This is a genomic window from Citrobacter enshiensis (assembly GCF_029338175.1).
GTDB lineage: Bacteria > Pseudomonadota > Gammaproteobacteria > Enterobacterales > Enterobacteriaceae > Citrobacter_D > Citrobacter_D enshiensis.
This window is the reverse complement of record NZ_CP119862.1, coordinates 3,868,043-3,886,944: the sequence shown is the minus strand read 5'-3', so window position 1 is coordinate 3,886,944 and position 18,902 is coordinate 3,868,043. Positions and strand designations below refer to the sequence as shown.

Below are 18,902 nucleotides of genomic sequence, written 5' to 3'. Positions count from 1 at the left end.
GTCCCCCTTCGTCTAGAGGCCAGGACACCGCCCTTTCACGGCGGTAACAGGGGTTCGAATCCCCTAGGGGACGCCACTTGCTGGTTCGTGAGTGAAAGTCACCCTGCCTCAGTATCTCAAAACTGACTTCCGAGTCATGTTTGAGATATTTGCTCTTTAAAAATCTGGATCAAGCTGAAAATTGAAACGACACACTGTGTCTGTTCTCCGTAATAAGAACAGATAAGCGGTGTGTTCGAGTCTCTCAAATTTTCGCAACACGATGTGTTTTACGAAACACCTTCGGGTTGTGAGGTTAAGCGACTAAGCGTACACGGTGGATGCCCTGGCAGTCAGAGGCGATGAAGGACGTGCTAATCTGCGATAAGCGTCGGTAAGGTGATATGAACCGTTATAGCCGGCGATTTCCGAATGGGGAAACCCAGTGTGATCCGTCACACTATCATTACGTGAATACATAGCGTAATGAAGCGACCGGGGGAACTGAAACATCTAAGTACCCCGAGGAAAAGAAATCAACCGAGATTCCCCCAGTAGCGGCGAGCGAACGGGGAGCAGCCCAGAGTCTGAATCAGCATGTGTGGTAGTGGAACGGTCTGGAAAGTCCGACGGTACAGGGTGATAGTCCGTACACCAAACTGCATGTGTTGTGAACTCGAAGAGTAGGGCGGGACACGTGGTATCCTGTCTGAATATGGGGGGGACCATCCTCCAAGGCTAAATACTCCTGACTGACCGATAGTGAACCAGTACCGTGAGGGAAAGGCGAAAAGAACCCCGGCGAGGGGAGTGAAAAAGAACCTGAAACCGTGTACGTACAAGCAGTGGGAGCCTCTTTTATGGGGTGACTGCGTACCTTTTGTATAATGGGTCAGCGACTTATATTCTGTAGCAAGGTTAACCGAATAGGGGAGCCGAAGGGAAACCGAGTCTTAACTGGGCGTTAAGTTGCAGGGTATAGACCCCGAAACCCGGTGATCTAGCCATGGGCAGGTTGAAGGTTGGGTAACACTAACTGGGAGACCGAACCGACTAATGTTGAAAAATTAGCGGATGACTTGTGGCTGGGGGTGGAAAGGCCAATCAAACGGGAGATAGCTGGTTCTCCCCGAAAGCTATTTAGGTAGCGCCTCGTGAATTCATCTTCGGGGGTAGAGCACTGTTTCGGCTAGGGGGTCATCCCGACTTACCAACCCGATGCAAACTGCGAATACCGAAGAATGTTATCACGGGAGACACACGGCGGGTGCTAACGTCCGTCGTGAAGAGGGAAACAACCCAGACCGCCAGCTAAGGTCCCAAAGTCATGGTTAAGTGGGAAACGATGTGGGAAGGCACAGACAGCCAGGATGTTGGCTTAGAAGCAGCCATCATTTAAAGAAAGCGTAATAGCTCACTGGTCGAGTCGGCCTGCGCGGAAGATGTAACGGGGCTAAACCATGCACCGAAGCTGCGGCAGCGACACTATGTGTTGTTGGGTAGGGGAGCGTTCTGTAAGCCGTTGAAGGTGGCCTGTGAGGGTTGCTGGAGGTATCAGAAGTGCGAATGCTGACATAAGTAACGATAAAGCGGGTGAAAAGCCCGCTCGCCGGAAGACCAAGGGTTCCTGTCCAACGTTAATCGGGGCAGGGGTGAGTCGACCCCTAAGGCGAGGGCCGAAAGGCGTAGTCGATGGGAAACAGGTTAATATTCCTGTACTTGGTGTTACTGCGAAGGGGGGACGGAGAAGGCTTATGTTGGCCGGGCGACGGTTGTCCCGGTTTAAGCATGTAGGCGGAACGATTAGGTAAATCCGGTCGTTTATTAACGCTGAGGTGTGATGACGAGGGCACTACGGTGCTGAAGTAACAAATGCCCTGCTTCCAGGAAAAGCCTCTAAGCATCAGGTAACACAAAATCGTACCCCAAACCGACACAGGTGGTCAGGTAGAGAATACAAGGCGCTTGAGAGAACTCGGGTGAAGGAACTAGGCAAAATGGTGCCGTAACTTCGGGAGAAGGCACGCTGATATGTAGGTGAAACGACTTGCTCGTGGAGCTGAAATCAGTCGAAGATACCAGCTGGCTGCAACTGTTTATTAAAAACACAGCACTGTGCAAACACGAAAGTGGACGTATACGGTGTGACGCCTGCCCGGTGCCGGAAGGTTAATTGATGGGGTTATCCGTAAGGAGAAGATCTCTTGATCGAAGCCCCGGTAAACGGCGGCCGTAACTATAACGGTCCTAAGGTAGCGAAATTCCTTGTCGGGTAAGTTCCGACCTGCACGAATGGCGTAATGATGGCCAGGCTGTCTCCACCCGAGACTCAGTGAAATTGAACTCGCTGTGAAGATGCAGTGTACCCGCGGGCAAGACGAAAGACCCCGTGAACCTTTACTATAGCTTGACACTGAACACTGGTCCTTGATGTGTAGGATAGGTGGGAGGCTTTGAAGTGTGGACGCCAGTCTGCATGGAGCCAACCTTGAAATACCACCCTTTAATGGCTGGTGTTCTACGTAGACCCCGTAATCCGGGTTGCGGACAGTGTCTGGTGGGTAGTTTGACTGGGGCCGGTCTCCTCCTAAAGAGTAACGGAGGAGCACGAAGGTTAGCTAATCCTGGTCGGACATCAGGAGGTTAGTGCAAAGGCATAAGCTAGCTTGACTGCGAGAGTGACGGCTCGAGCAGGTGCGAAAGCAGGTCTTAGTGATCCGGTGGTTCTGAATGGAAGGGCCATCGCTCAACGGATAAAAGGTACTCCGGGGATAACAGGCTGATACCGCCCAAGAGTTCATATCGACGGCGGTGTTTGGCACCTCGATGTCGGCTCATCACATCCTTGGGGCTGAAGTAGGTCCCCAAGGGGTATGGCTGTTCGCCATTTAAAGTGGTACGCGAGCTGGGTTTAGAACGTCGTGAGACAGTTCGGTCCCTATCTGCCGTGGGCGCTGGAGAATTGAGGGGGGCTGCTCCTAGTACGAGAGGACCGGAGTGGACGCATCACTGGTGTTCGGGTTGTCATGCCAATGGCATTGCCCGGTAGCTAAATGCGGAAGAGATAAGTGCTGAAAGCATCTAAGCACGAAACTTGCCCCGAGATGAGTTCTCCCTGAGACTATAAGTCTCCTGAAGGAACGTTGAAGACTACGACGTTGATAGGTCGGGTGTGTAAGTGTAGCGATACATTGAGCTAACCGATACTAATGAACCGTGAGGCTTAACCTTACAACGCCAAAGGTGTTTTGGCGAAGAGACATCAGATTCAGCTTGATACAGATAAGATTAACCGGCGAAAAGCGGGTTAATAAACAGGAATTTGCCTGGCGGCTGTAGCGCGGTGGTCCCACCTGACCCCATGCCGAACTCAGAAGTGAAACGCCGTAGCGCCGATGGTAGTGTGGGGTCTCCCCATGCGAGAGTAGGGAACTGCCAGGCATCAAATTAAGCAGTAACCGGAGTCTCCGGTAGTTGTAGAAAAATTCGGTGGAGCGGTAGTTCAGTTGGTTAGAATACCTGCCTGTCACGCAGGGGGTCGCGGGTTCGAGTCCCGTCCGTTCCGCCACTTATTAAGAGCCCTGAGTTAACACTCAGGGCTTTTTCTTTATCTGCGATTTGATTATTGCTAAATTCGCAAAAATCTTCTGCGTTTTACCCCCTTTTTCCTCATATCTGCCACAGCGATAATTTTCCTCTGCTAATGAACAACATTAATAAAGAGGAATTCAATGACAATCCCTGCATTTGGTTTAGGCACTTTTCGCCTGAAAGACGACGTTGTAATCGCATCCGTAAAAACCGCCATTGAGTTGGGTTATCGTGCGGTCGATACCGCACAAATCTATGATAATGAAGCCGCTGTTGGCCAGGCAATCGCAGAAAGCAATGTACCGCGCAGCGAACTCTATATCACCACCAAGATCTGGACAGAAAACCTGAGCAAAGAGAGGCTGATCCCAAGCCTCAAAGAGAGCCTGAAAAAACTGCGCACGGACTATGTTGATTTAACCCTGATTCACTGGCCGTCACCTAATGATGCGGTGTCAGTAGAAGAGTTTATGCAGGCGCTGCTGGATGCGAAAAAACAAGGGCTGACTCGCGAAATTGGTATCTCGAACTTCACTATTCCACTCATGGAGAAAGCGATTAGCGCGATCGGTGCCGGGAATATCGCAACGAACCAGATCGAACTCTCTCCGTATCTGCAAAACCGTAAAGTGGTGGATTGGGCGAGCGAACACGGTATTCACATTACCTCTTACATGACACTGGCTTATGGCAAGGCGTTGAAAGATGGGACGATTACCCGTATTGCAACGAAGCATAACGCCACTCCTGCTCAGGTGATTCTGGCATGGGCGATGGGTGAAGGTTATTCAGTGATCCCGTCCTCAACCCGGCGTGAAAATTTGGCAAGCAACCTACAGGCGTTGGATCTGCAACTGGATGCTGAGGACAAAAAAGCGATCGCCGCACTGGATTGCAACGATCGCCTGGTGAGCCCGGAAGGACTGGCGCCGAACTGGGATTAACTCACCTGCGTGCGGGTGGCAAAGCTACCCGCATGTTCACTGAGAAAATCGATAAACGCGCGAATACGCGGGCTGACCGCCTTATCGCTGTAGTACACCGCACTAAACGGCATCTCGACCAGAACACGATGTTCGGTAAGCAGTTCAACAAATTCTCCCCGCTTCAGCTCCTTCGCAATCATATAGTCTGACAGACACGCGATCCCGTTGCCGCTCAGGCACAGCTGCTTTATCGTCTCTCCGCTATTAGAAGAAAGTCCGCTGGTAATCTCATGAAGCTGCCCATCGCAGCAGGAGACCGGCCAGGTATTCAGCGTAGCCGGTTCGGTAAAGCCCAAACAGAGATGATCTTTCAGATCGGCGACGGTTTCGGGCTTGCCATACTGTGCAATGTAATCCGGCGAAGCGATAATTTTACGGTAACTGGTAAACAGCGGACGAGCGCGAAGGCTGGAATCACTTAGCGTACCGGCGCGGATCGCCACATCAACCTTCCTCTCGATAAGATTGATAAACGTTTCCGAGGAGACCAGCGAAAGAGTTACCTCCGGATAACGCTCGCGGAAAGGCTTGATCAGCGGCGTCAGAAAGTTAAGCGTCACTGGCGTTGCAGCATCTATACGCAGCAATCCACGTGGGGTATTGCGCGTTTCCATAATTTCCGTCTCGGCGGCGGCCATTTCCTGCAATATTGACTGTACGCGCCTGAAATAACGTTCGCCTTCCTCCGTGAGGCTTAACTGGCGTGTTGTGCGATTAAGCAAACTCACACCCAATTTCATTTCCAGTTTTTTGACTGCACGACTAACGGCAGAGTTAGCCTGGCTAAGTTGCTCTGCGGCGCGGCTGAAGCTACCACTTTCCACCACAGCAACAAAAATCGTGAGTTCTTCCGATGTTGCTTTCATTTTTGCACCTGAAGCAAAATTATATTGAAATTTTGGATATTTTTGTTATTAAAGCACCACTGCATACTACGTGTCATCTACTTACTGATGATATGGAGTGACTTATGCCTTTGGCGTTACTTGCACTGACAATCAGTGCCTTTGCAATTGGCACAACCGAATTTGTGATCGTGGGTCTGGTGCCTACCATTGCCGAACAACTGTCGATCTCGTTGCCTTCTGCGGGGTTGCTGGTCTCAATCTACGCTCTGGGAGTTGCGATAGGCGCTCCGGTGCTGACAGCATTAACCGGACATTTGCCGCGTAAACAGTTACTGGTTGCATTGATGGTTCTGTTTACTGCCGGGAATATTTTGGCATGGCAGGCTCCTGGGTACATGACACTGGTCGTTGCTCGTCTGCTGACGGGACTGGCGCATGGGGTGTTCTTCTCTATTGGCTCGACAATTGCGACGAGTCTGGTGCCAAAAGAGAAAGCTGCGTCAGCCATTGCCATTATGTTTGGCGGCTTAACGGTTGCCCTGGTCACCGGCGTTCCTCTGGGAACATTTATCGGTCAGCATTTTGGTTGGCGTGAAACGTTCCTTGCCGTCTCAATGCTCGGTATCATCGCCCTTATCAGCAGTCTGATTCTGATTCCGGCGAATATACCAGGCCGTGCTGCCGCGACGATTCGAGATCAGATATGCGTGTTAACGCACCCACGCCTGCTGATTATCTATGCCATCACCGCTTTAGGTTACGGTGGCGTATTTACCGCGTTTACCTTTCTGGCGCCAATGATGCAGAATCTGGCAGGTTTTTCACCGGCAGCCGTGAGCTGGATTTTGCTGGGGTATGGTGTTTCTGTTGCAATCGGCAATATCTGGGGCGGCAAGCTGGCGGATAAGCATGGCGCAGTTCCGGCGTTGAAATTTATCTTTGCCGCACTGGTTGTGTTGTTGATGGTCTTCCAGTTCACGGCATCAGTGCAATATGCTGCGCTGGCGACCATTCTGGTGATGGGGATCTTTGCTTTTGGCAACGTGCCAGGATTACAGGTGTATGTGGTACAAAAAGCGGAACAATTTACGCCAAGTGTCGTGGATGTCGCTTCAGGCCTGAATATTGCGGCATTCAACATTGGGATTGCAATAGGGTCCGTCGTGGGTGGGCAAACCGTACAGCACTTTGGGTTAGCGCAAACACCGTGGATTGGCGCGGTGATCGTCCTGGGGGCCTTCTTACTCATGGGGGTGAGTGGAAGACTGGATAAACCGTCACGCATTGCCCTGGGCTAAGCTATTGATGTGAGCGCTCGCTTACAAAACAATATGCAATTGTCCGTTGAAAGTGTGAGCTAAAATCCCTATAACAGAAGAACCAGTCCGGATCCGGGCTGGTTGACGTTATAGAGGTTTGAAAGTCAAAAGTGCGAAAAAACACCTATGCCATGCGCTATGTCGCCGGACAACCTGCAGAACGGATTTTACCGCCAGGGTCGTTTGCGAGTATCGGCCAGGCATTACCCGCCGGTGAACCGTTAAGCAGTGAAGACCGCATTCGGATCCTGGTGTGGAATATCTTCAAACAGCAGCGTGCCGAATGGCTGTCGGTGCTGAAGAACTTCGGCAAAGATGCGCATCTTGTTTTACTGCAAGAAGCGCAAACCACGCCAGAGCTGGTGCAGTTTGCAACGGCGAACTATCTGGCAGCCGACCAGGTTCCGGCGTTTGTTCTGCCTCAACATCCTTCTGGCGTGATGACGCTTTCAGCCGCTCACCCTGTTTACTGCTGCCCACTGCGCGAACGTGAGCCGATCTTACGCCTGGCGAAATCTGCGCTGGTAACGGTCTATCCGTTGCCTGACTCGCGATTATTGATGGTCGTAAATATCCATGCGGTTAATTTCAGCCTGGGGGTCGATGTATACAGTAAGCAGTTACTTCCTATCGGCGACCAGATTGCACATCACAGCGGCCCGGTGATAATGGCGGGCGATTTCAATGCCTGGAGCCGCCAGCGTATGAATGCGCTGTACCGCTTTGCGCGTGAAATGTCGCTTCGTCAGGTGCGCTTTACGGATGATCAGCGCCGTCGGGCCTTTGGCCGTCCTCTCGATTTTGTCTTTTATCGTGGTCTGAACGTTAGCGAAGCCTCTGTGCTGGTCACGCGCGCGTCCGATCATAACCCACTACTCGTTGAATTCAGTCCCGGCAAACCTGAGCAATAGGTGTGTCAGGTCTGCCGTAGGGCAGGCCTGTAGCGGTACTGCCCTTTACCTTCCAACCAGCAAAGGGCAACACAATGACAACACACTCTCATCATGACAACGTCGAAAAGCAGTTCGGCTCGCAGGCGAATGCCTATTTAACCAGCGCCGTACACGCCACTGGCCGCGATTTGCAGCGTCTGGCAGAAAGACTGTCTGCGTTTCCTCTGGCTCACGTTCTGGACATGGGGTGCGGGGCGGGACATGCCAGTTTTATTGCCGCGCAGAATGTGCAGCACGTGGTGGCGTACGACTTATCCTCGCAAATGCTGGATGTGGTTGCGCAAGCCGCGAGCGAGAAAGGGTTGCGCAATATTTCTACGCGGCAGGGCTATGCCGAAAAGTTACCCTTCGACGATCAATCGTTTGATGTGGTTATCAGCCGCTATTCTGCCCATCACTGGCATGATGTTGGCATAGCGCTGCGTGAGGTGGGCCGTGTATTGAAACCGGGCGGCAGGCTGATAATGATGGATGTGATGTCGCCGGGGCATCCGGTTCGTGACATCTGGTTGCAGACGGTTGAAGCGTTACGCGATACCTCGCACGTGCGTAACTATTCAAGCGGCGAGTGGCTGTCTTTCATTAATAACGCGAATTTGGTCGTCGACACGCTGCTGACCGATCGTTTACCCCTGGAATTCAGCTCATGGGTAGCACGGATGCGCACACCGGCCGCATTAGCACAAGCCATACGCATGTATCAGGAGAGCGCATCGGGGGAGGTGAAGGGCTACTTTGCGTTGCAGGAGGATGGTTCCTTTACCAGCGACACCATCATGATTGAAGCGCGTAAAGCGTAAATAAAAAAGGCACCGGGGGAATCGGTGCCTTTTTCGCATCATGCTGATCAGGAGTCTGGCATACCGTTGTTTTTCACAAACAACGTTAGTTGATCGCCGGGCTGCAGATTATCCGTATCGTTGTTCCAGCGCATCACATCTTTGATGTTGACGCCGTGACGTTTAGCGATGCTCGAAAGAGAATCCCCTTTACGCACACGATAGGTAATACTGTCGCTGTTGTTGGCCAGTCGCTGCGCACTGCTGCCCGCGCCAACCGTCAAACTTTGCCCAACTTTCAGGCTGGAACCACGCAGGTTGTTCCACTGCTTCAGATCGCTTGCTTTCACGCCAAGACGTGAAGCGATGCCCGAAAGCGTGTCACCAGAGCGAACAGTGTAGCTACGGCTGTTCAGTGGCGTATTATCTGCAACTAACGTTGACTGTACTGCCGCAATTTCGCCGGAAGCCAGAGATTCACGCAGTTGTGCTGCATGCTTCTTTGGGATCATCACGTATTGCGGGCCGCTTGCACCCAACGTAGAGCCTTTCACGCCAGCATTAAACGTCTTTAGCTTGCTGACGGAAATACCCGCCATATCTGCAACCTGTGCCATTTCTACCGGGCTGCTCAAGCGAACACGCGCCAACGCCCGACTTTCGTCTGTCGTAGGCAGACGCACGCCATAGCGTTTGCTGTTTTTGAGAATATCGCTCAAAGCCAGCATTTTTGGCACGTACTGCTTCGTTTCCTGAGGTAATGGAAGTGACCAAAAGTCCGTCGCTTTGCCACGAGCTTTATTCGCTTTCATCGCCTTCATCACGCGACCTTCGCCGCTATTATAAGCCGCTACGGTCAACAGCCAGTCGCCGTCAAACATTTTGTTCAGACGTTGCATCATGTCCAGCGCCGCCGTTGTGGATGCCACAACATCGCGACGAGCATCATAACTGCGCGTCTGTTTTAAACCATAATTGCGCCCCGTGCTCGGAATGATCTGCCAAATGCCAGCTGCATTGGCGCCAGACGTCGCGTGAGGATCAAAAGCGCTCTCCACTATGGGTAGTAGTACCAGTTCCATAGGCATGTTACGTTTTTTAACTTGCCCGGCTATCCAGTACATATACGGCTCTGCCCGTAAAGTTACATCGTGGAGATAGCTCTTATTGCGTAAATATTTCTGTTTCTGTTCGCGAATCCGGTTATTTTCCGGAATTCCCATCTTTAGCTCGTCACCAATGAAAGCCCACAAGTCTTGATCTGGCGCGATAGACGTCCCATCGTCCATCCATCGAGCCTGACTCGTAAACTTTCCTGCTTCCCCTTGACCAGCTGCAGAAAGGCTCTGTGCGTGTTGTTGGACACCAGCGTTCTGAGACGACTGGCACCCCACGAGCAGGACAGAGGCGAGTAATATCGCTTTTGCCTTCATGTGTGTGTCAATAGTTGCTTAAAAGACGACCGATCATAACGGTGAAGTTTGCGAATGACAAGTAGGAATTGTCAGAACCTGTCTTTCTTTGACCTTAACCAGGCAAAACGTTCTTCAGGGTGTTGCAATATTGTTTCTTTGTTTATTTCGTTAATTAAATCAATATCTTCCGTTCTGAGAAAAATATTGTTTTGCCGCTCATTTTTCAGAATTACGGGTAGTGTCATTTGGTTTTTTGCGCGTAACTCATTAACTTTACGATAATATTCATTAATGAACGAATCGTGCGGTAGGATGCTTAGTGCAAACTTAATATTTGATAAAGTATATTCATGCGCGCTACACACCAGAGTATCATCAGGAAGTGCACATATTTTTTTAAGTGATTGATACATTTGAAGTGCAGTGCCTTCAAACAAACGCCCACATCCCCCTGAAAACAGAGTGTCACCGCAGAATAGGTAAGGGTGGCTAAAGTAACAGATATGTCCTAAAGTGTGACCCGGTGTAGCAAATACACTAAATTCATGACCTAAAATGAAGGCAGTTTCGCCATCTTTGACTACGTGGGTCGTTCCCTTATCTTGTGTCTCTGCCGGTCCGTAAACCACAATATTAGGAAAATGCTCACAGAGTTCTTCCACGCCACCCACGTGATCCTGATGATGGTGAGTGAGCAAAATCGCTTCCGGTTGCCAGTGATGTTCCGCAATCGCGTCTAACACCGGTTTTGCATCACCAGGATCGACAATCAGGCAACGTCCTTCATTATTACTAAGAACCCAGATGTAATTGTCCTGAAACGCGGGAATACTGTTAAGATTCATAGATTACCTCTCAAACGTAGCGGAAGGTCGTGATGAAACCGGCAAGGATCCCTCAAACTGCTATAGCACCTGAATGCTGGGGCGATTTGCCCTGGGGTGAGTACTATCGTGAGGCGCTGGAACAACAACTTAACCCGTGGTTCGCTAAAATGTATGGTTTTCACCTGCTTAAGGTTGGCAATTTAAGCGCAGAAATCAACTCGGAAGCGTGCGCTGTCTCCCACCAGGTAAATGTTTCCGCACAAGGTTCACCGGTACAGGTTCAGGCCGACCCATTGCATCTTCCCTTTGCCGACAAGTCTGTTGATGTGTGCCTGTTGGCGCATACGTTGCCCTGGTGCGCCGATCCGCATCGTTTACTTCATGAAGCCGACCGCGTGTTAATTGATGATGGCTGGCTTGTCTTAAGCGGGTTCAATCCTGTAAGCCTGATGGGATTACGCAAGTTGGTGCCGGTATTACGTAAAACGAGCCCCTATAACAGCCGGATGTTTACGCTTATGCGTCAGTTCGACTGGTTATCCCTGCTGAATTTTGAAGTGTTGCATTATAGCCGCTTTCACGTCTTGCCCTGGGCAAAGCAGGGAGGGAAACTGTTGAGTGCGCATGTTCCGGCATTAGGTTGTCTGCAGCTTATTGTTGCGCGCAAGCGAACCATTCCGCTCACGCTTAACCCAATGAAACAAAATAAAAACACCGCGCGGATTCGGCAAGCCGTCGGTGCGACCCGCCATTACCGTAAACCCGACGCCTAAGCTTCCGGCTGATACCCGGTGTCTTCCTGAGTGGGATTCATTGCGGCAGCACGAGCTAGCTCATCGCAGCGTTCGTTTTCCGGATGACCGGCATGGCCTTTTACCCATTCCCATTTAATTTGGTGCTGGCCCAACGCCGCGTCGAGACGTTTCCAGAGATCAACGTTCTTCACCGGTTTTTTATCTGCGGTTTTCCAGCCACGTTTTTTCCAGTTGTGGATCCACTGCGTAATCCCCTGGCGAACGTACTGACTGTCAGTACTGAGCACAACGTTGCAGTGCTCCTTCAGTGCTTCCAGCGCGACAATGGCCGCCATCAACTCCATGCGGTTATTCGTCGTGAGGGTATACCCTTCGTTAAAGGTTTTTTCGCGGTCGCGATAGCGTAAAATAGCGCCATAACCGCCAGGTCCTGGATTGCCGAGACAAGAACCATCGGTGAAAATTTCTACCTGTTTAAGCATCTCTGGTAGACTTCCTGTAATTTGAAATCGAACTGTAAACGACAAGTCTGACATAAATGACCGCTATGAGCACTGCAATTACACGACAGATCGTCCTGGATACCGAAACCACGGGTATGAACCAGATCGGCGCGCATTACGAAGGGCACAAGATTATTGAAATTGGTGCTGTCGAGGTGGTCAATCGTCGTCTGACGGGGAATAACTTCCACGTCTATCTTAAACCCGATCGGCTGGTGGACCCGGAAGCGTTTGGGGTACACGGTATTGCAGATGAATTTTTGCTCGATAAACCGACGTTTGCCGAGGTAGCCGATGAGTTCCTCGATTACATTCGGGGCGCTGAACTGGTTATTCATAACGCGTCGTTTGATATCGGCTTTATGGATTATGAGTTCAGTAAACTCAATCGCGACATCCCGAAAACGAATACCTTCTGCAAAGTGACCGATAGCCTGGCGCTGGCGAGGAAGATGTTTCCAGGCAAGCGTAACAGCCTCGATGCGTTGTGCTCACGTTATGAAATAGACAATAGCAAACGAACCCTGCACGGCGCATTGCTCGATGCCCAGATTCTGGCCGACGTTTATCTGATGATGACGGGCGGCCAGACGACGATGGCTTTTGCGATGGAAGGGGAAAGCCAGCAGCAGGGTGAGGCGGGGATCCAGCGTATTGTTCGCAAGGCCAGTGGGTTACGCGTTGTTTTAGCCACTGATGAAGAGCTGGCGGCGCATGAGTCGCGTCTTGACCTTGTTCAGAAGAAGGGCGGAAGTTGCCTCTGGCGAGCCTAGTTCGCCTTTTTACGCGCTAAAAATAACCGCTCGGGCGATTTTTACAGCAAACGATTCGAAACGTGAGAAAAAGCGTTGACGAGGTGCGAAGCAATCCGTAATATTCGCTTCGTTCCCAAGCGGAACACAACGCGGAGTGGTAGTTCAGTTGGTTAGAATACCTGCCTGTCACGCAGGGGGTCGCGGGTTCGAGTCCCGTCCATTCCGCCACTATTCAGAAGGCCTGAATCAGAAATGATTCAGGCCTTCGTCGTTTTCATATTTGTATTTTCCTCCGGTATGCCATTCCCCTTTGGTTTGTTACCTTCCTCCTGGAGCCGCTCACTGAACTCGGCAACACCATCGCGCAGATGCATTTCGGGTTTCCTCTCTGCTGACTAACGTTATTGTCGTGCCGATCTATCCCTTAAAACAATTGTTGCGCTTTCATGGAGTAGACTCTCGCCCGACGACTTCCTGCCAGCGAACACGGCAGGGAAGGCGCTGGTAAAGACAGCACATCATGTCATCTTTAATCTGACGAAGATTGCTGAGCGGTTAACCTGAAAAGCGATTCATCACGCAGGCTAAGCGGGGTGAAAAGCTATCACCGATAATGATCGTTTCTTTATTAATACGTTTCAGCATGTACAGTTTGTCGACGCGTTTGTAGGCGTCGAAAAAAAGATAATCGATTTCATCTGCTGCATCATCATCGGGGGCTTTTTCACGTCCGTCGGGGGTGAGAGTGAAAACGCCTGCGGTATGGCCGAGTGGGCTGGTGTAGCGAAAGAACAGTTTACGGTCAACAGTGAACTCGCCCTCATCGCTTTTGAACTTCCCTTGCACTGACAGTGAAAGGTGCCCGGAGTTGTAGCTGGTTATCAACAGGATCCCATTGAGTACCTTTTTCGAGTTATGGACGTCGAGTATCGACGTGAATTCCGAAGAGCAGGAAAAACTGATCTCTTTTTTCTTAGCATCTCCGGTAATGATGAGGAAGGCGATAGCCGCCAGCCCACAAATGGTAATCACGACTGACCACAATAGAGGAGAGTGATCGCTTTCCGGCTTCATATCATTCCTCATGATGACGATACAGGCTGGCACAGTGGTAATAGCCGAGGTTAAGACCGCATTCAGCAGCAAACGACCAGTCAATCAGGTTATGGTTGCTCGACCAGGTATTGAGATAGAGATCTTTCGTGTGTGAACAGTCCGGGTTAATGCCAACGGACTGGAAAATATCACGCGCCTTCTTTTCGGTAATGGTGTCGGTGAGGGCATTACCTAAAATATGCACACGGCATTTCTCATAGTTGATCGTCCTGAGAATAGAAGCATCCGTCATGTAGATTTCATTAGGTATCCAGGTCAACCAGGCCGTCGCCAGCACAGCAATGCCGGTAATTAATGCGGTTATCGCAACAGGCCATCGGTTATGCTTCTTCTTCTTTTGTGCCGGCATCGAGGTGGGAGTTTTGTCAGGAATCTGTACCTCTTCCCGTTGCTGAATATTGATACTGACATCGCCCATTCGAAATCCCATACGGGGAATCGTCACGATGAATTCTGCAGGGTGTCCCGTTGACGTTATTGCTTTGCGTAGAAATGAAATATGCTGGTTGAGATTAGCATCTGTCGCTCTGGCTCCATTGCGCTGGAAAACATTCAGCAGAATCTCGTCGCGCGTGGAAATCTCTTTACCATTTTGCAATAAATACAGCAGTAATAGTGATGCTACATTATTCAGTGTGGCCGTTTCACCAGAGGTTAGGTCTTTTAGCGTATTTTTATGCGGTCTAAAAATAAGGCCATCACCGATAATTACGGATTTGATTTTTTTTATTGGTATATGAGAAATCACTGATGTCTCCTTTAAGGCAGGAAATCTCGCATTCGAGTGGTTAAGGCAATAGCATAACATAATTCATTTATAAAAAATGGTTGTACCAAAGAACGTTTTTTTAATGTTTTCATAACAATATTTTAATATCCCTTTCTGAAATTACCAATTCTTCTTCTCGTCTTCGCTATCTTATTGTCATGGCTCACATTTGATATCCATTGTCATTTTTACAAAATATTCATAAATACTTTTTTTTATCATTTAAGCTAAATTAAAAAATACAGAACAGATAAAAATATTATAAATAATATAAAAAGTAGTGTTTTATGCTAGTTTTTGTGTTTTGTTTGGTCTGTTTTTCGTGATCGATCCGTTCAGTGGCTGTGAAACAACACGATTCCCTGAGTTTGATGGAGAGCAGGTTTTCTCGTTGTCTCATTTTTTCAACGAATTAATATAAACCCCGAAACAGCGTGAACGGCTGTGGAGGGTATTCCGTATGTAATGCCTGTGAAGTTCAAAATAAGGAGTAGCTTGAGAGGGATTATCTGCAAGGAAATGCACCGCTGCTACCTGAATATCAGGATTTCCCAGACAAAAATCGTCTGCGGGAATAGAACGTCGAAATAACCAAAAATAGATATAAGGTTAAGATTTAATATGAAAATGAAAAACGTGGCTATGGCCTGTGCGCTGATGGCGGGAATGACTTTTACTGCCGCTTCTAGTTTTGCTGCTGAGAAGGTAGAACCGACTAACGGTAAAATTCATTTCACCGGTTCTTTGGTGAATTCCGCATGCGGTCTGGCTCCTGAATCTAGCCCAGTACAGGTAAATTTTGGCGAGATCCCGACGTCTCAGTTAAAAGACAATCAGCGTGCCGGTGTTAAGCATGCCAAAATCGTTCTGCAGGGTTGTGATACGACAGTCGCGAAAACCGCTACCGTGACCTACACCCCGGCAACAATTGACAAGGACAACAACGCGCTGGCTGCATTCACCTCTGGTACTGCGCAGGGTGCGGGCATCGGTATGATTGACAGCGGCAACCAGGAAGTGAAATGGGGCGAAGCCGCTTCCGAGGTCAACATCACCGACGGCGAAACCGATATCGATTTCGTGGCTTACCTGCAGGCGAGCAACGCCTCTGCTGTGGTGACTCCAGGTGATTTCGAATCCACCGTTAATTTCCAGATCGACTATCAGTAATGATCTGCTGCGGGCGCATTATTGCGCCTGCTTAACCCTTCCTGCGATTCACTGAAAGGAAATGCGGTTATGCCTGGATGGCGAACGTTACTGCTTTTTATCTTTATATCGCCTGCATGGGTTATGGCTGGCACAGATCATATCGCCAGTACGCCCGGCAAAATGCGGATGCGGGGAAATATTATTGAGGCTGCCTGCTATGTCGATCCGCGGGACCGCTCGCTGCTAGTCGAATTTGACGACCTATCCGCCAGGGATATTTCCGGGAAGCCCGAAAAAGTATCGGCGCACGATTTCAGTATTCATTTGTTGGGATGTTCATTAGGGGATTCTCAACACCCAGGGAATGTGTTTCAACGCGCAAACATTACCTTTTCCGGCGCATCCGATCGCGATAATCCCGATTATCTGAGCGTGCAGTCGGAAACTGAAAATTTAGCGATAGAAATATATGACAGCAAAGGACAGCAAATTCATCTGGGCGAACCGTCACCGGACTATGCGCTTAACCCAGGAAAAAATACGCTCAATTTTACGGCTTATTTGATCTCCCGCGACGGACGAATGACATCCGGTGAATTTACCGCGGCCACGCATTTTGTTGTGAATTATCTCTGAGCCGCACTGGCAATTCGGGTATCTGAAGGTTTGCGAACGAAAATGATTACGCTGAAAACAGATAAAACACGTCTGGCGCTTTTTATTGCTCTGGTCTGCGCTTCTTCATGGGTTGAAGCGGATGAGTCAATTGAATTTAATACCGACGTTCTGGATGCCAGCGACAGGCAGAATGTAGATTTGCAGCGCTTTTCTGAAGGCAACTTTGTCACACCCGGCGAATATCTTCTGGATGTTCGCATTAATGGTCAGGAGATCCCACAGCAGTCGATCCGCTATATCGTCGATCCTGAAAATAAACATAAATCCATGGCATGCCTGACGCCGGAACAGCTCGAATTACTGGCGCTCAAAGAAGAGGCGCTGGTGCATATTCGTCCGGTTACTGCGACCTGCTATGACATTTCCCGTTTGCCGGGGGCGGCATTAAATAACAGCGCCGGGGTGCTGGACATTACCGTGCCGCAGGCATGGATGAAATATACCGATCCTGACTGGACGCCGCCGGAACGTTGGGATAATGGCGTGGCGGGGCTGATATTTGACTACAGCATCTCGGGTCAGACCACACACTACGAACAAGGCGGCGGTCATTACCGCTCTCTGTCGGGCTACGGGCAGACAGGGTTTAACCTCGGCGGCTGGCGTTTTCGCGGACAGTATCAGGCTGATTACTCCTCGGATAATAATCGGGGAAGTATTGACTGGGACCAGATCTACGCCTATCGCCCGTTGCCGATGCAGGCCGCTAAGCTGACGGTAGGCGAAATCTACCTGAATTCTCAGGTATTTGATTCGGTGCGTTTCACAGGCGTTAACCTCGCCAGCGACGAGCGCATGCTACCGCCGAATTTGCAGGGCTACGCGCCTGAAGTTCACGGTATCGCCCGCAGCAACGCAAAAGTGACCGTCAGCCAGCAGGGGCGAGTCATCTATCAAACCACCGTCCCTGCGGGGCCGTTTAATATTCAGGATCTGCACGGCTCGGTACGCGGCACGCTGGATGTGCGTGTCGAAGAGCAAGATGGCGCCGTACAAACCTTTCAGGTCAACACGGCCGATATTCCCTATCTGACGCGTCCGGGTTACGTGCGTTATAACACCGCCGTCGGTAAACCTTCGCGTTATAACCACGACGTTCAGGGACCGGCGTTTTACAGCGGCGATTTTTCATGGGGGGTCAGCAATGCATGGTCTCTGTATGGCGGCGCGCTGCTGGCCGGTGAGCGCTATAACGCCTGGTCGATGGGTATCGGGCGGGATCTGAGCTGGCTGGGCGCGTTGTCGGCTGATGCGACGCAATCCGTGAGCCGGGTGAAGCATCAGAATGAGAAAAAAGGCATGTCCTTTAAGCTCAGCTATGCCAAAACCTTTGATGAATATAACAGTGCTATCACCTTTGCGGGTTACCGCTTTTCGCAGCGAAACTTCCGCTCTTTCTCGCAGTTCCTCGACGAACAATATGAGAATAACGACAGCGTCGGGAACGAGAAAGAGATGTACACCATCACCGGCAACAAGACCTTTTTTGCTGATGACCCGCGCTTAGCCACGACGCTGTACCTGACCTACACCCACCAGAACTACTGGGATCGCCGTTCACAGGATCGCTACGGGATGTCGATGGGTCACAGCTTTTCGTTCGCCGGGATTCGGGGTATCAGCGCCAACCTCGCGGCATACCGCTCTGAGTATCAGGGAAAACGGGATGACAGCCTCTCGCTCTCCCTCTCAATTCCGTGGAGCGATGGCCGTTCAATGGATTATGAGCTGCAAAACAGCGGCAACCATACCAGCCAGATGGTTTCGTATTCCGATAACCGCGACAGCAACAACCCGTGGCGTCTGCGCGCCGGGGTCTCTGGTGAAGGACGCACTGCGTTTGATGGCTACTACAAGCACCGCAGCATGATGGCGGAGCTGGAATCGAACGTCAGCTGGCAGCAGTCACGCTACCTCTCAGTTGGCGGCACGATGCGTGGCGGCTTTACCGCAACGCGTCACGGCGCGGCGCTGCACAACAGCCAGGCGTCGATGAACACCGCCCGCGTGATGGTTGATACCGACGGTGTCGCTAACGTGCCGCTGAACGGCGAGCAGGCGCACTCCAACCGCTTCGGCATTGCCGTGGTGCCGGATGTCGTGAGTTATCACAGCTTTGATACCCGCATCGACGTGGACGCGATGGATGAAGACATTTCCGCCACCAAAGCCATCGTCACCAATACCCTGACGGAAGGGGCGATTGGTTATCAGCGCTTTGCCGTGGCGCAGGGGGAAAAAATGATGGCGCTGCTGCGTTTGAAAGATGGTTCGGTACCGCCGTTTGGCGCCGAAGTGTTTAACGCTAATGGCGTCAGCGTCGCCATGGTGATGGAGAACGGCATGGCCTGGATTGCCGGTGTGAATCCTGCCGAACGTCTTTCCGTTGCCTGGGGCGGTCGTGCGCAGTGCCACTTACAGGTGCCGCAACAACTCAATCCGGAAGGCAACGTGCTGTTGCCTTGTGAATAACTTCC

Annotated in this window: 15 protein-coding genes, 3 tRNA genes and 2 rRNA genes; 14 read left to right on the top strand and 6 right to left on the bottom strand. The window is 50.7% G+C overall.

Annotated elements, in window-relative coordinates; genetic code table 11:
* The 5 genes from P2W74_RS18535 (at position 1) to dkgB (ending at position 4,514) form a co-directional block, all read left to right on the top strand.
* Positions 1-76, top strand: a tRNA-Glu gene (locus P2W74_RS18535).
* Positions 77-293: 217 nt separating this feature from the next.
* A 23S ribosomal RNA gene (locus P2W74_RS18530) occupies positions 294-3,210 on the top strand.
* Positions 3,211-3,304: 94 nt separating this feature from the next.
* Positions 3,305-3,420, top strand: a 5S ribosomal RNA gene (gene rrf, locus P2W74_RS18525).
* A gap of 50 nt (positions 3,421-3,470) precedes the next feature.
* Positions 3,471-3,547 (top strand) — tRNA-Asp (locus tag P2W74_RS18520).
* A gap of 163 nt (positions 3,548-3,710) precedes the next feature.
* Positions 3,711-4,514, top strand: a complete 804-nt coding sequence (gene dkgB / locus P2W74_RS18515) for a 2,5-didehydrogluconate reductase DkgB (protein WP_276292775.1) — start codon at positions 3,711-3,713, stop codon at positions 4,512-4,514.
* On the opposite strand, the gene yafC is transcribed toward dkgB, so the two are convergent.
* Positions 4,511-5,422, bottom strand: a complete 912-nt coding sequence (gene yafC, locus P2W74_RS18510) for a DNA-binding transcriptional regulator YafC (RefSeq protein ID WP_276292774.1) — start codon at positions 5,420-5,422, stop codon at positions 4,511-4,513. The genes dkgB and yafC overlap by 4 nt on opposite strands.
* Positions 5,423-5,526: 104 nt before the next feature.
* On the opposite strand from yafC, the gene P2W74_RS18505 reads away from it, so the two are divergent.
* The 3 genes from P2W74_RS18505 to P2W74_RS18495 all read left to right on the top strand — a co-directional run bounded on the left by P2W74_RS18505 (position 5,527) and on the right by P2W74_RS18495 (position 8,476).
* Positions 5,527-6,702: an MFS transporter gene (locus P2W74_RS18505; RefSeq protein WP_276292773.1), complete on the top strand. Its 1,176-nt coding sequence runs from the start codon at positions 5,527-5,529 to the stop codon at positions 6,700-6,702.
* 131 nt (positions 6,703-6,833) lie between these two features.
* Positions 6,834-7,634, top strand: a complete 801-nt coding sequence (locus P2W74_RS18500) for an endonuclease/exonuclease/phosphatase family protein (protein WP_203358844.1) — start codon at positions 6,834-6,836, stop codon at positions 7,632-7,634.
* Positions 7,635-7,708: 74 nt separating this feature from the next.
* Positions 7,709-8,476 carry a class I SAM-dependent methyltransferase gene (locus tag P2W74_RS18495; RefSeq protein ID WP_276292772.1) on the top strand — a complete coding sequence of 256 codons (768 nt, stop codon included), beginning with the start codon at positions 7,709-7,711 and terminating at the stop codon, positions 8,474-8,476.
* 47 nt (positions 8,477-8,523) lie between these two features.
* On the opposite strand, the gene mltD is transcribed toward P2W74_RS18495, so the two are convergent.
* Positions 8,524-9,888: a murein transglycosylase D gene (gene mltD / locus P2W74_RS18490; RefSeq protein WP_276292771.1), complete on the bottom strand. Its 1,365-nt coding sequence runs from the start codon at positions 9,886-9,888 to the stop codon at positions 8,524-8,526.
* A gap of 71 nt (positions 9,889-9,959) precedes the next feature.
* Complete coding sequence (gloB, locus tag P2W74_RS18485; RefSeq protein ID WP_276292770.1) at positions 9,960-10,715, bottom strand: hydroxyacylglutathione hydrolase; 756 nt, start codon at positions 10,713-10,715, stop codon at positions 9,960-9,962.
* Between the two features lie 32 nt (positions 10,716-10,747).
* Between gloB and P2W74_RS18480 the strand changes: the two genes are divergently transcribed.
* Positions 10,748-11,470, top strand: a complete 723-nt coding sequence (locus tag P2W74_RS18480) for a class I SAM-dependent methyltransferase (RefSeq protein ID WP_162383333.1) — start codon at positions 10,748-10,750, stop codon at positions 11,468-11,470.
* Here the strand turns inward: P2W74_RS18480 and rnhA are convergent.
* Positions 11,467-11,934: a ribonuclease HI gene (gene rnhA / locus P2W74_RS18475; RefSeq protein ID WP_276292769.1), complete on the bottom strand. Its 468-nt coding sequence runs from the start codon at positions 11,932-11,934 to the stop codon at positions 11,467-11,469. The genes P2W74_RS18480 and rnhA overlap by 4 nt on opposite strands.
* 65 nt (positions 11,935-11,999) lie before the next feature.
* Here rnhA and dnaQ point away from each other — a divergent pair, with 65 nt between their 5' ends.
* Complete coding sequence (gene dnaQ, locus P2W74_RS18470) at positions 12,000-12,728, top strand: DNA polymerase III subunit epsilon (protein ID WP_276292768.1); 729 nt, start codon at positions 12,000-12,002, stop codon at positions 12,726-12,728.
* A gap of 133 nt (positions 12,729-12,861) precedes the next feature.
* Positions 12,862-12,938, top strand: a tRNA-Asp gene (locus P2W74_RS18465).
* 327 nt (positions 12,939-13,265) lie between these two features.
* Here P2W74_RS18465 and P2W74_RS18460 read toward each other — a convergent pair.
* Both P2W74_RS18460 and P2W74_RS18455 read right to left on the bottom strand, forming a co-directional pair.
* A complete protein-coding gene (locus P2W74_RS18460) occupies positions 13,266-13,784 on the bottom strand; it encodes a hypothetical protein (RefSeq protein ID WP_276292767.1) in 519 nt (172 codons plus the stop codon).
* 1 nt (position 13,785) lies between these two features.
* A complete protein-coding gene (locus P2W74_RS18455; RefSeq protein WP_276292766.1) occupies positions 13,786-14,574 on the bottom strand; it encodes a winged helix-turn-helix domain-containing protein in 789 nt (262 codons plus the stop codon).
* A gap of 642 nt (positions 14,575-15,216) precedes the next feature.
* Between P2W74_RS18455 and P2W74_RS18450 the strand changes: the two genes are divergently transcribed.
* The 3 genes from P2W74_RS18450 to P2W74_RS18440 all read left to right on the top strand — a co-directional run bounded on the left by P2W74_RS18450 (position 15,217) and on the right by P2W74_RS18440 (position 18,897).
* Positions 15,217-15,765 (top strand): fimbrial protein, encoded by a 549-nt coding sequence (locus P2W74_RS18450; protein ID WP_276292765.1) that lies wholly within the window; start codon positions 15,217-15,219, stop codon positions 15,763-15,765.
* Positions 15,766-15,888: 123 nt separating this feature from the next.
* Entirely contained in the window at positions 15,889-16,383 is a 495-nt protein-coding gene (locus P2W74_RS18445; RefSeq protein ID WP_238929166.1) for a fimbrial protein, read from the top strand.
* 42 nt (positions 16,384-16,425) lie between these two features.
* The gene (locus P2W74_RS18440) at positions 16,426-18,897 is read left to right on the top strand and encodes a fimbria/pilus outer membrane usher protein (protein WP_276292764.1); all 2,472 of its coding nucleotides are present in this window, start codon (positions 16,426-16,428) and stop codon (positions 18,895-18,897) included.
* The last annotated feature ends 5 nt before the right edge of the window (positions 18,898-18,902 follow it).

Excerpts from the sequence above, each read along its gene's own strand:
- P2W74_RS18440 (WP_276292764.1), top strand. The coding sequence starts at position 16,426 with ATGATTACGCTGAAAACAGATAAAACACGTCTGGCGCTTTTTATTGCT.
- dnaQ (WP_276292768.1), top strand. The coding sequence starts at position 12,000 with ATGAGCACTGCAATTACACGACAGATCGTCCTGGATACCGAAACCACG.
- P2W74_RS18460 (WP_276292767.1), bottom strand. The coding sequence starts at position 13,784 with ATGAAGCCGGAAAGCGATCACTCTCCTCTATTGTGGTCAGTCGTGATT.
- P2W74_RS18450 (WP_276292765.1), top strand. The coding sequence starts at position 15,217 with ATGAAAATGAAAAACGTGGCTATGGCCTGTGCGCTGATGGCGGGAATG.
- rnhA (WP_276292769.1), bottom strand. The coding sequence starts at position 11,934 with ATGCTTAAACAGGTAGAAATTTTCACCGATGGTTCTTGTCTCGGCAAT.
- P2W74_RS18505 (WP_276292773.1), top strand. The coding sequence starts at position 5,527 with ATGCCTTTGGCGTTACTTGCACTGACAATCAGTGCCTTTGCAATTGGC.
- yafC (WP_276292774.1), bottom strand. The coding sequence starts at position 5,422 with ATGAAAGCAACATCGGAAGAACTCACGATTTTTGTTGCTGTGGTGGAA.
- P2W74_RS18495 (WP_276292772.1), top strand. The coding sequence starts at position 7,709 with ATGACAACACACTCTCATCATGACAACGTCGAAAAGCAGTTCGGCTCG.
- mltD (WP_276292771.1), bottom strand. The coding sequence starts at position 9,888 with ATGAAGGCAAAAGCGATATTACTCGCCTCTGTCCTGCTCGTGGGGTGC.
- P2W74_RS18480 (WP_162383333.1), top strand. The coding sequence starts at position 10,748 with ATGAAACCGGCAAGGATCCCTCAAACTGCTATAGCACCTGAATGCTGG.
- P2W74_RS18445 (WP_238929166.1), top strand. The coding sequence starts at position 15,889 with ATGGCTGGCACAGATCATATCGCCAGTACGCCCGGCAAAATGCGGATG.
- dkgB (WP_276292775.1), top strand. The coding sequence starts at position 3,711 with ATGACAATCCCTGCATTTGGTTTAGGCACTTTTCGCCTGAAAGACGAC.
- gloB (WP_276292770.1), bottom strand. The coding sequence starts at position 10,715 with ATGAATCTTAACAGTATTCCCGCGTTTCAGGACAATTACATCTGGGTT.